Source organism: Bacillus sp. USDA818B3_A, from assembly GCF_009928415.1.
GTDB lineage: Bacteria > Bacillota > Bacilli > Bacillales > Cytobacillaceae > Neobacillus.
On sequence record NZ_JAABNN010000010.1, the window covers coordinates 106,281 to 120,978 of the forward strand.

A 14,698-nucleotide genomic window follows, 5' to 3' on the forward strand; every position below is an offset into this window, starting at 1 on the left:
AATTTTAGTAATATTTTAGTAAAAAATCGTTGAATTATTTTACTGAGGTGATAAAATGATATTAGATAAATGAAAAGGATTACATGATCGGAGGAACGAAAAAATGACCGTTACAAAACTTAATACAATATTTGAGGGAATTTTTAAAGCAACACCTGAAAAATCTTTCTTTGCTCCTGGACGGATTAATTTAATTGGGGAACATACAGACTATAACGGCGGACATGTCTTTCCATGTGCCATCACCTACGGAACGTATGCAGTTGCTAAGAAACGTGAAGATCAGCTTATTCGTTTATATTCAGCTAACTTTCCGGACAAAGGGATTATTGAGTTCACCCTTGATCAACTAGACTACAACAAAGACCACAACTGGGCTAACTATCCAAAAGGAATGATACGTTACATCATAGAGACCGGTTACCAAATTCCATCTGGATTTGAATGTGCCATTGAAGGGAATATCCCAAATGGAGCCGGTTTATCCTCATCTGCTTCTATTGAACTATTAACAGGAGTTCTTGTCGCAGGATTGTTTGGGTTAGATATTCCGCGGCTTGACCTCATAAAAATCGGAAAGCAGGTTGAAAATCAGTTCATTGGTGTGAACAGTGGAATCATGGATCAATTTGCAATTGGAATGGGTAAAAAAGATGCAGGTATTTTACTGGATTGCCAGACATTGAAATATGAATACGCACCGATTCAGCTGGAAAACCACAAAATTATCATTATGAATACAAACAAGCGCCGTGAGTTAGCAGATTCAAAATACAATGAGCGCAGGGGTGAATGTGAAGAAGCTTTATCACAGCTGCAGCAGAAGCTTCCAATTGAGGCGCTGGGGCAGTTATCAGAGGCTGATTTTGATGAAAATCAGTACCTGATTACAAATGAGATCGTACGCAAACGTGCAAAGCATGCCGTATATGAAAATACTAGAACCATAAGAGCCCTTGAGGAACTAAAAGCTGGGAACTTAGATGCATTCGGTCAATTAATCAATCAATCACACATCTCCCTGAGAGATGATTATGAAGTAACCGGAATTGAGCTTGACAGTTTAGTAGAAGCTGCCTGGAAACAGCCTGGGGTCCTGGGAGCACGGATGACAGGGGCGGGCTTTGGCGGCTGCGCGATTGCGATTGTTGAAAATGATCAAGTTGAAAGCTTTATCGCAAACGTAGGTGCTGCATATGCAGAAAAGATCGGATATGAAGCTGATTTTTATGCAGCCAGCATTGGTGATGGGGCGAAAGAATTATAATATTGGTTCGGTAGTTTTATCACATCCAAAAGTTTTTAAAAATAGGTGGCGATCATAGATGATTTTTCAATTGATACAACAATTAATTGAGCAGGCACTTGCTGCTCAGTTGATTGAACCGGATGATGAATTATATGCAAGAAATCAATTGCTTGCACTGTTGCAATTGGATGAGTATCAGAAGGAAGAAATAGAAGAGCCGATCCCGGAAATCCCTGATCTCCTTGAACAAATCGTTGATTATGCAGTCGAGCAAAGTATCATCGAAGATATTTTTGATGTAAAAGATATTTTCTCTAGTAAAATCATGAATTGTTTTATTGCCAGACCATCAAGTGTGAACGAGCATTTTTATAAAAAATACCAGCAAAGTCCAAAACTTGCGACTGAGTACTTTTATGAGTTAAGTAAAAACAGCAATTATATCCAAATGAAACGGATCCGCCAAAATATTGAGTACAAAGCTGCAACCGAATACGGGGAGTTAGACATTACCATCAATCTATCGAAACCGGAAAAGGATCCAAAGAGTATCGAACTTGAGAAGCTGGCTAGAAAATCAAGTTATCCGAAATGTTTGCTTTGTATTGAAAATGAAGGGTATGCCGGCCGTATCGGCCACCCAGCCCGTTCAAATCACCGAATGATCAGAATGAATGTTACAGATGAGAATTGGTACCTCCAATATTCTCCTTATGTTTATTATAATGAGCACTGCATTGTGTTATCAGAAACGCATAAGGATATGAAAATCAGCCCGTTGACGTTTAAAAGGCTTTTATCTTTTGTGGAGCAATTTCCGCACTATTTCTTAGGTTCCAATGCCGATATTCCGATTGTCGGCGGTTCGATTCTTTCTCATGAACATTATCAAGGCGGAAATTATCAATTCGCGATGGCAAAGGCCGAAACCGAGTGGACTTTTAATATGGAAGGTTTTTCGAATGTCGAATGTGCAGTTGTTAAATGGCCAATGTCAGTCATCCGCTTACGTTCAGCTGAAACAAATGCCTTGGTAGAAGCCGGAACTCATATTTTGGAAAAATGGAAAAACTTTAGTGATGAAGCACTTGATATTCGGGCGTGGACGGATGAGACACCCCATAACACGGTTACCCCGATTGCCCGTAAAAATGGCGATAGGTTCGAATTAGATTTGGTTCTTCGCAACAACCGAACGAGCGACGAGCATCCGCTGGGCATTTTCCATCCGCATGCAGATGTCCATCATATTAAGAAGGAAAATATCGGTCTGATCGAGGTAATGGGATTGGCTGTGCTGCCTGCCCGTCTTAAGAGGGAACTGGAAGAGGTGGAAAACTTCATTCTTGGTGAGTCGGATACGGTCGCAGACTATCATAAGGACTGGGCAAATGGGTTAAAGGACTGCTATGGAAAAATAGCTGATAAAGCTAATGTGGAAGAACTGGTAAGAGAAGAAGTCGGCAGAAAGTTTTTGAGAGTATTAGAAGACGCCGGTGTGTATAAGCGGAATGAAGAAGGACAGGCAGGTTTCTCTAGATTTATTGATGAGTTATAAGAGGAATCATTAAAGGATGTGATCGTCTTGAAGATAGTAAATAGAGTGGTTGGAAATTATCAGGGAGAACCAGTAAGAGAATATACCCTTAGCAACGAGACGGGGATGACCGTCTCCTGCCTTGATTACGGTTGTGTGATTACGAAAATCCTTGTTCCTGACCGTCATGGAAATGTTGAAAACGTGGTTCTCGGCTTTGATGAGTTCGAAGATTACCTGGACCTTTCTCCATACTTCGGGGCAGTAGTAGGAAGAGTGGCAGGAAGAATAAAAGATGCCCGGTTTGAATTGAACGGAAAAGAATATCAGCTCGCTAAAAATAACGATCCTAACCACTTACATGGAGGTAATAAGGGCTTTGATTCTGTGGTTTGGAAAGCTGATGTAATAGAGGAAGATGAGGCCGTTGGTGTGAAATTTCATTACCTTAGTCCAGATGGTGAAGAGGGCTACCCGGGTAATTTGAACACTAATGTTACCTATCTATTAAACAATAAAAATGAATTAACGATTACTTATAAGGGAAAAACCGATCAACAAACCATTATCAATTTGACCAATCACTCCTATTTTAATCTAAGTGGAAATTTAAAATCAGACTGTTCCAATCATATTCTTCAAGTAAATAGTGATCGCTTTTTAGAATTGGGGCAGGATTTGATTCCGACAGGTAAAATCTTATATGCTAAGAATACGCCATTTGATTTTCAGCATGGACGAAGACTATTATCGGGAATAAATTCAGAACATCCACAAAATGTATTGGTGGGTAATGGCTATGACCACCCGCTTATTTTTACTGCGAAAGACGGGCAAAGAATTGTTTTAAGTGATGAGGAAAGCGGGCGGACGTTAATTGTAACAACGGACCAACCATGCGTGGTACTCTATACATCTAATAATTTAGAAGGGCCGTTTACCATATCAGGTGTTAAGGCGAAGAATTATTTAGGTGTCTGTCTTGAAACGCAAGGGTTCCCTGATGCTGTCAATCATTCGGACTTCCCATCGGTTGTTTTACATCCGGAGGAAGAATATTATTCGAAGACCACGTATCGTTTTTTTTCAAAGATTATAGGGGATTGATGTATGGCTACCATTAAAGATATTGCACAATTAGCGGGAGTTTCGATTGCGACGGTTTCACGGGTGTTGAATTATGATACAACGCTTTCTGTCAGTGATGAGACGAAGAAAAAGATTTTTGAGGCGGCTGAGGAGCTTTCTTATAAGAAGAAACCTGCCCGTAAGCAGGATTCCGGCAGGATTGCCGTCCTTCAGTGGTATACGGAAAAAGAAGAACTTGAAGATTTATACTATATGTCGATACGGCTGGGTGTCGAAAACCGCTGCCGTCATCATGGTCTTCAACTTGTTAAGTATTTCCAGGATAACTATAATGAGTTAATGGAAGATGATCAGCTTCAAGGGCTGATTGCGATTGGGAAGTTTAGCCGAAAGCAAGTGAAAGAGCTGCGGGCGCTTACCCAAAATATTGTGTTTGTCGATACTTCTCCGGATGATGAGCGATTTGACGCTATTGTCGTGGATTTTGAGAAGGCGACGAATAAGGTTTTGGATCATTTCATGGAAAAGGGCCATAAGGAGATTGGCTATATCGGCGGTAAAGAGGAATTTAAAGATAAGACCTCCGCCATTGAAGATGCAAGGGAAGAAACCTTTAAACGTTATTTAACCGATAAAGGAGTTTTTAATCAAAGCTATATGTATAATGGAAAATTTTCTGCCGATGATGGCCACGCTTTGATGAAACAGGCAATTGCTGACCATGGTGACAAGCTGCCGACTGCGTTTTTTGCAGGTAATGATTCGATTGCAGTGGGGGCCTTGCGGGCACTGCTAGAAGAAGGGATTGCGGTACCGGAGCGGGTCAACCTTATTGGTGTCAATGATATTAGCATCTCAAAATACGTTTTCCCCGCCTTAAGTACGGTTAAAGTCTATACCGAGTTAATGGGAGAAACAGCGGTAGATACCCTATTGGAGAGAATCGAAGGCAGAAAAACCGCCAAAAAAATCTTTATTGCCACCAAACTAATCATTCGAAACAGCAGTTTCTAAGCAAGAATAAGATAGGAGGGATTGTCCATCTGTGATGGACAATCCCTCCTATTTGTCTTTTGATGGTGCCTGTCACCATTAGGAGCTATTTTCAGTCTTTCATTCCCTTTTTTGGAGATACTAACGAAAAGCAAAATAGTGAAGACTTTCGCAATAAAATCCAGAAGGTAATGAAAACAATAAAGGGGGCATTAACATGCTAAAAAAGCTAAGGAAGAAAAAATCAAAAATACAAGCCTTTACTCTTACGTCTTCCTTACTTCTCTCCGGACTCACCTATGACATTGCATCCGCTCAAAGTCCAGATTCTTCAACTGTACAACAAAATCAAACATCTATTGTACAAACATCCACACCTTATCTAACAGACGCAGCATCTATTGATCGTGTCATTCAAGCTATGACTGTAGACGAAAAGGCAAAATTTGTCGTAGGGGTGGGAATGCCTGGGTTTGGGGGGAACCCTCCATTTGAGGTAACCGGTGCTGTCGGCGGGACCTATGGAATCCAACGGTTAGGTATACCTGAATTACGGCTGGCTGATGGACCTGCAGGATTAAGGATTCGCCCGACAAGACCTGGACAAACTCAAACCTATTATGCGACCGCTTTTCCAATTGCGACGTCTCTTGCTTCTACTTGGGATACGGAAACCGCTAAAGCAGTGGGGGAGGCTCAGGGAAATGAAGTAAAAGAATATGGGGTCGATCTACTGTTAGCACCAACATTAAATATTCATAGAAATCCATTAAACGGAAGGAACTTTGAATATTATTCTGAAGATCCTTTAATATCTGGGAAAATAACTGCTTCCCTTGTGAATGGAATTCAATCCAACGGTGTAGGGGCAACCATTAAGCACTTTGCAGCCAACAATCAGGAAACCAATCGAATGGCAATAGATACGATTGTTTCTGAAAGGGCCTTGAGAGAAATCTACTTAAAAGGCTTTGAAATTGCCGTAAAAGAATCGAATCCATGGTCAGTAATGAGCTCTTACAACAAAATTAACGGCACTTATACTTCTCAAAGTGCTGATTTATTAACAACTGTTTTAAGAGAAGATTGGGGCTTTAAAGGTTTTGTTATGACCGACTGGTTTGCTGGTAATGATCCAGTGGCAATGATGAAAGCTGGCAATGATATGATTATGCCAGGGGTGTCAACGCAATCTGATCTAATAAAAGCTGCCGTGTTAGACGGTAGATTAGACGAGAAACTGCTTGATCGTAACATTAAGAAGATCTTGCAAATCGTCATTCAAACACCTGAATTTAAAAAATATCAGAATTCCGATCAGCCTGACTTAAAGGCACATGCAGCCGTAGCAAGAAAAGCCGCTGCAGAGGGGATGGTTCTATTAAAAAATACAGGCCAAGCCCTTCCTATCAATAATAGTAAAAAAATTGCATTATTTGGTAATACACAAATTGAGACCGTAAAAGGCGGTACCGGAAGCGGTGACGTGAACGCTGCTTACACTGTATCTATAGCAGATGGTCTAAAGAGTGCAGGGTATCAAATCAATCAAGAGTTATTAACTAACTATAAAACGTATATTGATACATTACGTCAGCAGGAACAGTATAAAATTAAGCCTAGCCCATGGGGTGAAGATTTTGGTAAATCTATTCCAGTCATTCCTGAAAAGCCTTTGGAAGATCAAGAAATCGCTTCTGCTTCAAAAGGATCGGACATGGGGGTCATTGTTATTGGCCGTAACTCAGGGGAAGGTGAGGATCGTAAAGTTGTAAAAGGGGATTACCTCTTAACTGATGCTGAACAAGATATGATCTCAAGGGTATCTGCAGACTACCATAAGCAAGGTAAAAAAGTCGCTGTTATTTTGAACATTGGAGGACCAATCGATGTAACCAGCTGGCGAGATAAAGTAGATTCTATTCTCCTCGCTTGGCAGCCGGGTCAGGAAGCAGGTAATGCCGTTAGTGATGTCATCTCTGGTAAAGTGAATCCATCTGGAAAACTCACTACTACTTTCCCTGTAAAGTATAGTGACGTATCATCAGCATCGAACTTCCCTGGAACACCTGCCGATAAGCCAACTCAAGTGGTTTATCAGGAAGACATTTATGTAGGTTACCGCTATTATACAACTTTTGGAGTGAAGCCTGCCTATGAATTTGGCTATGGCCTATCCTACACAGATTTTGAAATCAGCCATGTAAATATTAGTGAGGGCAAAAAGTTTAAAGATAATCTGAAAGTCACTGCTATGGTTGAAAATACCGGCACTCTCCCAGGAAGAGAAGTTGTACAGGTGTACGTCTCTGCATCTGATGGAAAGCTTGAGAAACCAGCTGTTGAATTAAAAGCCTTTGACAAAACGAAAGAATTAAAACCACAACAGCGTCAAGCTTTGCAATTCAATCTGAATGCTAAGGACCTTGCTTCCTTTGATGAAGAAAAATCAGCCTGGATTCTTGAAAAAGGGACGTATACAGTTAAAGTCGGTGCCTCTTCGGAAGATATTAAAGGGACTGCAACATTTACTGTTGATCAGGATTTGATCCTAGATAAAGTGCATGATGTCCTCTCACCGAAAGTGGAATTTAAACGGCTTTCTAAGAAATAATATAAGCAGCCAGCCCGCATGAAAGTGATGCAGGCTGGTTTTTTCGTAAAATAAATTTGTAACATACTGTATTTAGGGGAGATTGTCGATTTTTGGAATCTTCCTTATAATAGATTTAACAATGCTGAAAAATGGGGTTATTATATGAGCAGGTTATCCAGCACCGTGTATACAGTCGGAAGTTTGTTTTTCCTAATCAGTTGCTCATTTGCCATTTATTATGGCTATATGGTAATTACTGATGACTTACCCAAAGAACAAAAAACAGCAGTAAAGTATAACTATCATTTAGTGCTTGTTCCAGAAGAGCTGGACAATGAGTATTGGAAGCTAGTAGAAAAAGGAGCAAAAGATGCGGCAAAAGAATATGGAGTTCTCCTTGAATACGCGGGTCCAAAGCAGGCAAACATTGCTGATCATGTAAAGACAATTGAAATGTCGGCTGCATCTAAAGTTGATGGAATCATAACCCAAGGTTTGAGCGACGAGCAATTCATTCCATTAATCGATCGGGTCGTTGCAAGCGGCATACCTGTCGTTACAGTGGATACCGATGCGGTGGACAGCAGGAGAATGGCCTATATAGGAACCGATAATTATTACGCAGGGTATTTGGCTGGGAAAGCTTTGATAGCGGATACATTCGGAAATGTGAATGTCGCGATTATCACAGGCAGTTTTTATGCAAACCATATGCAGCAACGGGTCAAGGGGTTTGAGGATGCTGTAAAAGAAGAAGAAAGAATCCACATCATCACAGTGGAAGAATCCGAGATTAGCAGGGTAAAGGCGGCTGATAGGGCAAATCAGATTTTACAAGAACATCCGGAGGTTACAGCCTTTTTTGGCACGAGTGCACTCGATGGAATTGAAATAGCCCATGTTGTCAAAAAATATCACAAACAGAAACAAATTTATATTATTGGTTTTGATACACTTCCAGAAACACTTGATTTTATCCGAGAAGGAACGATCCATGCAACGGTTGTTCAGGAACCATATCAGATGGGATATGGTGCTGTTAAAATGATGATTGATCTTATCAAAGGCAACAAGGTCCCTGCAATTGTACATACAGACACAAAAATTATTCGAGCAGCGGATTTACCTGCAAGTGACCACATCCGAAAGGCGGTCAACGAATGATGCTATTTCGGATTAGATCTAAATTGCTGCTCTATTTTATTGTCCTTGTTGTCCTATTAACCTCTGTTGGATTGTTTTTTTATGATAGAAGCGAGAAGTTAGTTTCAGAATATGACGAAAGCTTTGAACGTTTTCTTTTACTTAATGATATATCGCAAAGAAGTAATCTATTAACTGAAAAACTGCATGGCTATATCTTAGATAAGGAAAAATCGTATTTAAATGATTACCGAAGTGAAAAATTGAAGTTAATTCAAGACCAAAAAAAGCTGAATAAAGTGATGGGCTCCAAAGATGTGACACTCACAAATTATAAGAATATGATTGATAGTTTTTTAGATGAAGCGGATGCTACGATCGGTGCATTTCGGCAGGATCAAATTAATCAATACTCGAACCACTTTAATGAAGTACTGAAAATTAACTCATTCCTTCAAGAGAGTACACTTGCTTTATTAAATAATAAACTAACAGATTATCAAAAATTCTATGATCAAATGGAGAAGCAAAACCACTATTATAAGCTTCTATCGATTTCCTTATTTGCTGCAGCCTCTATTTTAAGCGCTTTATTGGCAGTATGGATATCCGGAGGAATTACCCGTCCGATTAGTATGCTTTCAAGTGCAGCCCAAGAGATTTCGAAAGGAAATCTATCCGGTGACGATATTAAAATAACCACAAATGACGAACTTAAGCTGTTAACAGAAACCTTTAATCAAATGCGTACGAATATAAAAGTACTTGTCACGGAAATCAAGCAGCAGGGTGAACTGGATAAGCTTTTAAAAGAGTTGGAGTTAAGAAGCCTGCAAAATCAAATCAATCCGCATTTCTTATTCAATACACTAAATACAGTTTCAAAGATGGCTTATCTTGAAGAAGCAGAGGAGACATCGAGACTGATTGAAGCAGTTGCTGCTCTACTCCGTTATAACCTTAGTGATTTCGATAAAGTTTCCACTTTGCGGGATGAAGTCAATATTGTGAAGGAATACTTTTTTATTCAAAAAACAAGATTTGGCGACCGCATCCAATTTATCACAGATATTCAGGAAGATTGTTTAGACATGGAAATCCCTAGTTTAATTCTCCAGCCACTGATTGAGAACGCCTTCATTCACGGCGTGGAAGAATATGAGGAGAATGGTGTGATACAGCTTCATATCTATCAGTTAAGTGACCATATTCATGTGGAGATCATTGATAACGGAGCTGGCATGGATGAACGGACGAAGCGGAAGCTGATTAATTATGTGAATCAGCTGGAGGCTGAAGAAACAATCGAACAAGATAAACAGAAGGGACAATCTAATGGTATTGCAGTAAAAAATGTCATTAGAAGGCTTCAGCTTTTTTACCAGCGAAAAGATATTGTTGAAATAGAATCCGAATTAAACACTGGAACCAATTTTCGACTGACGATACCTGTTATCGCGGCCAAAGGGGGAAGTGAACTTGTTGAAAGTTCTTATAGCAGATGATGAGATTCTCGAGCGTAAAGTAGTAGCTAAGATAATAAAAGGGTCTCAAGAGGAAGTAAAGGTTATTGGGGAAGCGCAAAACGGGAGAATTGCAATTGAAATGGCTAAGGAATATAGGCCTGATATTATTTTTATGGATATTAAAATGCCTGGGACCGACGGAGTTCAAGCGGTGAAAGAGATTAGAAAGTTCGACAAGGGCATTCGCTTTATCATGGTATCGGCCTTCAATACATTTGAGTATGCAAAGGAAGTCATGCAGCAAGGAGTCAAGGAATACATACTAAAGCCAAGCAGTAAAAAGGACCTTCTTGAAAGTTTACAGCGTGTTACTGAGGAAATCAAAGTAGAACGAAGACAAAAGGAAGAACATCAAAGTTTAAGAGAAAACCTCGATCGCGCGGTGTCCATCGCACAAAAAGAGTGGGTCACGTCCTTACTTATGAATCAGGTACAAGATATGACCTTTGATGAATGGAGCCAGCTGCTGGGGGTTGAAATTACGTCCGGATATACGATGTTATTTACTTTAAGACAATCTTCCAAGATGGAAGCATCACCAGCCGAAAAAGAAAAATGGTATAAATGGCTAAAAACCAACCTCAAAACGATCGCCGCAAAGTATGAAATTATGGTGGGGGCAATGACGGATTGTCAGGTGCCTGTATTATTTCTTTGCAAAAAGTTTGGGGAGAAGAACCATTTCAGGACCAATGCAGAAACAATGATTGACAACCTCAATCGTCTATACCAGCAGGAAGACTTTTTGGCAGAAATGAGAATTGGGATTGGCCATCCTTATAACCATGCTCATGAGCTTAATTATTCTTATCACGAAGCAATCGTGGCACTTGAGGAGCTATTGGCCACACCTAATCGAAAATATTTATTTTTCAATAAGCAGGGACCCGCCTTTGAAGTACCGACTGACTCTGAGATTATAAAAGTGGAGAAAAAGCTGCTTGATAGTATCAGACAAGGGGATGTCAATCAGGTTATGCTGCTCTTTGATTCTTTTGTATCAAAGCTTGGTACCAATAATACAAGGGCCTCTATTGTAAAAAAATCATTTGAGGAGCTATTTATCCTTATTTCCCGCATGCTTCATGATTTAGGAATTACATATGAGCGGATTCCTAATTTCGATGAATCTGATGAAATACGTATCCTTCTTGAAAAGGGAAAGACACATTTACTTGCAGTGGTACAGCATGTACAGGTGTGGCGGAATAATCACGCGAAGGGGATGCTGCAAAAGGCGAAGGATTATATTGAAACGCATTATGCAGAAGCCATTACATTGGAGTCTGCTGCTGAATATGTGGAACTTAGTCCATTCTATTTTAGTAAGTTATTTAAAGATCGATTTGGAATGACTTTTATCGACTATCTGACTGAAATTAGAATCAAGAGAGCCAAAGCGGAGATGCTCGACCTAGGGAAAAGTATGAAAGAAATCTGTTATTCTGTAGGCTATAGAGATCCTAACTATTTCAGCAGGGTATTTAAAAAGTTGACGGGATTGTCACCGAGTGAATTCCGGAAGGCAGCTGTTAAGTAGAATGTTCAGTGAGGGGCAATTTCAGTTGAAATTGCTCCTTTCTATTTTAAAATCAAATTTATTACATTCATATTTCAAAGATTGCAAGATAATCTAGATAATCGCAAATATGTGCTATAGGTCGCCCTATTGTAACCGATATCACCATGCTACTATATTTGTAAAGGCTTACAAGGAGGCTTAATTAAGTTAAGTTCTTAAAACAGCTTAATTGATCCTTTATAAAAAAGTAGGGGAGAATGATGAATTTGAAGAAAAAGGGTTTAATTCTATCATTAACGGTTGCATCCAGTATTCTATTAGCAGCAGGCTGCAGCAGCAGTTCCACAAGCGGTTCGGGGGATTCTTCCAGCAAAGACACCAAGCTGCCAGCTGTTGGGGCAACGATTTACAAGTTTGATGACAACTTTATGTCCTATGTACGCCGTGCAATGGAAACTTCAGCAAAAGGGAATGTGAACTTAATGCTGAATGACTCACAGAACGACCAAGCCAAACAAATTGAACAAGTGGATACTTTAATCGCTAAAGGCGCAAAATCACTTGCTATCAATCTGGTAGATCCAAAGGCAGCACAAACAATCGTTGATAAAGCAAAGGCTAAAGATATTCCTGTTATCTTCTTTAATAAAGAGCCAGATGAGAGCGTACTTAGTGGCTACGATAAGGCTTATTATGTTGGAACAACTTCTTCAGAATCTGGAGTCCTGCAAGGTGAATTGATTGCAAAGGCTTGGGAGGCAAACAAAGACAAGTATGATAAAAATGGTGACGGCAAGCTGCAATATGTATTACTAAAAGGTGAGCCGGGACACCCAGATGCTGAAGCTCGTACAAAATTCGCTGTGGATACTGTAAAGTCTAAAGGCATTCAAGTGGAAGAATTAGCAATGGATACGGCTATGTGGGATGCAACAAAAGCTACTGAAAAAATGGATGCTTGGGTTTCTAAGTACAGCGACAAGATTGAGTTTGTAATCGCTAACAACGATGGTATGGCATTAGGTGCTATTGCATCACTTGAAAAAGCAGGCTACTTCACTGGCGACAAGTTTATTCCAGTAGTAGGTGTTGACGCGATTCCAGAAGCACTTGAAATGATTGAAAAAGGCAAAATGGTTGGTACGATCTTGAATGATGCAAAGAACCAAGGTAAAGCAACAATTGACCTTGCGGCAAATGCAGCAAAAGGCAAAGACGTGCTAGATGGCACAGAGTGGAAGCTTGATGACAAGAAAGCAGTTCGTGTTCCTTACATTGAAATCACAAAAGACAATATTCAAGTTGGTAGGGACGCTTATAAATAAGAGTTTGGGCTCGGAGCGCCTTTCGTGAGGGCATTAGCCCCTTGGCGCTCTTCGAACGAAGGGAAGGATCATGCTTTTCCTTCGTTCGGAGAACAAAGCTGGTAAAGCTGGATACCGTAAAAAATTAAAACTAGTTCCTTTATCAAGCAGGCAGGAACTGGTTAGTTATAGTCAGCCATATTTTTAAATGGTAAGTTAGGAGGTTCACTTATGACAGGATCAAGTACTGCCTATCTATTAGAAATGCAAAATATCACCAAAAGATTCCCCGGGGTGCTTGCTTTAGACAATGTTACCTTGAAAGTAAGACCGGGTTCGGTCCATGCCTTAATGGGTGAAAACGGTGCAGGAAAATCAACCTTAATGAAATGCTTATTCGGAATTTATTCTATGGATGAAGGCAAAATCACCTTTAATGGAAATGAGGTATCCTTTGCTAACTCCAAGCAGGCCTTAGAAAATGGTGTTTCCATGGTGCATCAGGAATTAAACCAGGTCCGGCAGCAAAATGTTATGGATAATATTTGGCTTGGCCGTTATCCGAAAAAAGGTATCTTCATTGATGAAAAGAGAATGTACGAAGATACAGCGGCTATATTTAAAAGTCTAGATATTAATCTAGACCCGCGCAGCAAGGTTAGTTCATTATCCGTTTCTGAGATGCAAATGGTTGAAATAGCAAAAGCCGTTTCTTATCATTCAAAAATTATTGTAATGGATGAGCCGACATCATCATTAACCGAGACTGAAGTAAATCATTTATTTAAAATCATCAAGAGGCTGCAGAGTGAGAATGTAGCGATTATCTATATCTCTCACAAAATGGAGGAAATCTTAAAGATTTCAGACGAAGTAACCATCATGCGTGACGGCCAGTACATCGCGACGAGAAGTGCAAAGGACCTAACAACAGATGAAATTATTAAGTTAATGGTAGGCCGTGACTTATCACAGCGCTTTCCTGCAAAGGAAAATAATCCTGGAGAAATGATCTTAAAGGTTTCTGATTTAACGGCAGAAACACAGCCATCTTTTTCAGATGTAAGTTTTGAGCTGAGAAAGGGGGAAATCCTCGGAATTGCTGGTTTAGTTGGCTCAAAAAGAACGGAAGTTGTTGAAGCGATCTTCGGAATTCGTGCATTAAAATCTGGAACCATCGAGCTGAATGGTAAGGTCGTTAAAAACGCTTCCCCACAGCACGCCATTAAAAATGGTTTCGCTCTTGTAACAGAGGAAAGACGATCAACCGGTATTTTTGCAGACTTAAGCATTAGCTTTAACTCGATTATTTCTAACATGAAGCAGTATAAAACAAAAAGCGGATTTTTATCTGATAAAAAAGTTGCGGGTGATACGCAATGGGTCATTGATTCAATGAAGGTAAAAACACCTTCGCAGAAAACATCGATTGGCAGCTTATCCGGTGGTAACCAGCAAAAGGTGATCATTGGGCGCTGGCTATTAACAAAGCCCGATATTTTGCTGTTGGATGAGCCGACTCGCGGGATTGATGTAGGAGCTAAATTCGAGATTTACCAGTTAATCAACCAATTGGCGGCTGAGGGAAAGGGCATAATCATGATTTCCTCCGAAATGCCGGAGCTATTAGGTACAACTGATCGGATTTTAGTGATGAGTAATGGAAAAGCTGCTGGGATTGTGGATACGAAGACAACTTCTCAAGAAGAAATTATGCGTTTAGCCGCATTGTATTAGGA

General features: G+C 40.0%; 10 protein-coding genes. All 10 read left to right on the forward strand.

Translation table 11 applies throughout. From position 1 onward, the window contains the following. Positions 1–103 precede the first annotated feature (103 nt). The 10 genes from GXK58_RS16780 to mglA all read left to right on the forward strand — a co-directional run bounded on the left by GXK58_RS16780 (position 104) and on the right by mglA (position 14,696). A complete protein-coding gene (locus GXK58_RS16780; protein ID WP_160724316.1) occupies positions 104–1,267 on the forward strand; it encodes a galactokinase in 1,164 nt (387 codons plus the stop codon). A gap of 58 nt (positions 1,268–1,325) precedes the next feature. Then, positions 1,326–2,807, forward strand: a complete 1,482-nt coding sequence (gene galT / locus GXK58_RS16785; RefSeq protein WP_160724317.1) for a UDP-glucose--hexose-1-phosphate uridylyltransferase — start codon at positions 1,326–1,328, stop codon at positions 2,805–2,807. Positions 2,808–2,834: 27 nt separating this feature from the next. Beyond that, positions 2,835–3,893 carry an aldose epimerase family protein gene (locus GXK58_RS16790; protein ID WP_160724318.1) on the forward strand — a complete coding sequence of 353 codons (1,059 nt, stop codon included), beginning with the start codon at positions 2,835–2,837 and terminating at the stop codon, positions 3,891–3,893. A gap of 3 nt (positions 3,894–3,896) precedes the next feature. Further along, on the forward strand, positions 3,897–4,889 hold the full coding sequence (locus tag GXK58_RS16795; RefSeq protein WP_160724319.1) for a LacI family DNA-binding transcriptional regulator: 993 nt from the start codon (positions 3,897–3,899) through the stop codon (positions 4,887–4,889). A gap of 196 nt (positions 4,890–5,085) precedes the next feature. Next, complete coding sequence (locus tag GXK58_RS16800; protein WP_160724320.1) at positions 5,086–7,482, forward strand: beta-glucosidase; 2,397 nt, start codon at positions 5,086–5,088, stop codon at positions 7,480–7,482. Positions 7,483–7,626: 144 nt separating this feature from the next. Beyond that, complete coding sequence (locus GXK58_RS16805; protein ID WP_160724321.1) at positions 7,627–8,628, forward strand: sugar-binding protein; 1,002 nt, start codon at positions 7,627–7,629, stop codon at positions 8,626–8,628. Further along, positions 8,625–10,112: a sensor histidine kinase gene (locus GXK58_RS16810; RefSeq protein WP_237389699.1), complete on the forward strand. Its 1,488-nt coding sequence runs from the start codon at positions 8,625–8,627 to the stop codon at positions 10,110–10,112. The genes GXK58_RS16805 and GXK58_RS16810 overlap by 4 nt, the downstream gene beginning before the upstream one ends. Further along, positions 10,087–11,673, forward strand: a complete 1,587-nt coding sequence (locus GXK58_RS16815) for a response regulator (protein WP_160724322.1) — start codon at positions 10,087–10,089, stop codon at positions 11,671–11,673. Before GXK58_RS16810 ends, GXK58_RS16815 begins: the two co-directional genes overlap by 26 nt. Before the next feature lie 242 nt (positions 11,674–11,915). Further along, complete coding sequence (gene mglB / locus GXK58_RS16820) at positions 11,916–12,980, forward strand: galactose/glucose ABC transporter substrate-binding protein MglB (protein ID WP_202171385.1); 1,065 nt, start codon at positions 11,916–11,918, stop codon at positions 12,978–12,980. 210 nt (positions 12,981–13,190) lie between these two features. After that, positions 13,191–14,696, forward strand: a complete 1,506-nt coding sequence (gene mglA / locus GXK58_RS16825) for a galactose/methyl galactoside ABC transporter ATP-binding protein MglA (RefSeq protein ID WP_160724324.1) — start codon at positions 13,191–13,193, stop codon at positions 14,694–14,696. The last annotated feature ends 2 nt before the right edge of the window (positions 14,697–14,698 follow it).

Bases quoted from the DNA above. Each gene is read 5' to 3' on its own strand.
- GXK58_RS16780 (WP_160724316.1), top strand. From the start codon at position 104: ATGACCGTTACAAAACTTAATACAATATTTGAGGGAATTTTTAAAGCA.
- galT (WP_160724317.1), top strand. From the start codon at position 1,326: ATGATTTTTCAATTGATACAACAATTAATTGAGCAGGCACTTGCTGCT.
- GXK58_RS16795 (WP_160724319.1), top strand. From the start codon at position 3,897: ATGGCTACCATTAAAGATATTGCACAATTAGCGGGAGTTTCGATTGCG.
- GXK58_RS16800 (WP_160724320.1), top strand. From the start codon at position 5,086: ATGCTAAAAAAGCTAAGGAAGAAAAAATCAAAAATACAAGCCTTTACT.
- GXK58_RS16805 (WP_160724321.1), top strand. From the start codon at position 7,627: ATGAGCAGGTTATCCAGCACCGTGTATACAGTCGGAAGTTTGTTTTTC.
- GXK58_RS16810 (WP_237389699.1), top strand. From the start codon at position 8,625: ATGATGCTATTTCGGATTAGATCTAAATTGCTGCTCTATTTTATTGTC.
- mglB (WP_202171385.1), top strand. From the start codon at position 11,916: ATGAATTTGAAGAAAAAGGGTTTAATTCTATCATTAACGGTTGCATCC.
- mglA (WP_160724324.1), top strand. From the start codon at position 13,191: ATGACAGGATCAAGTACTGCCTATCTATTAGAAATGCAAAATATCACC.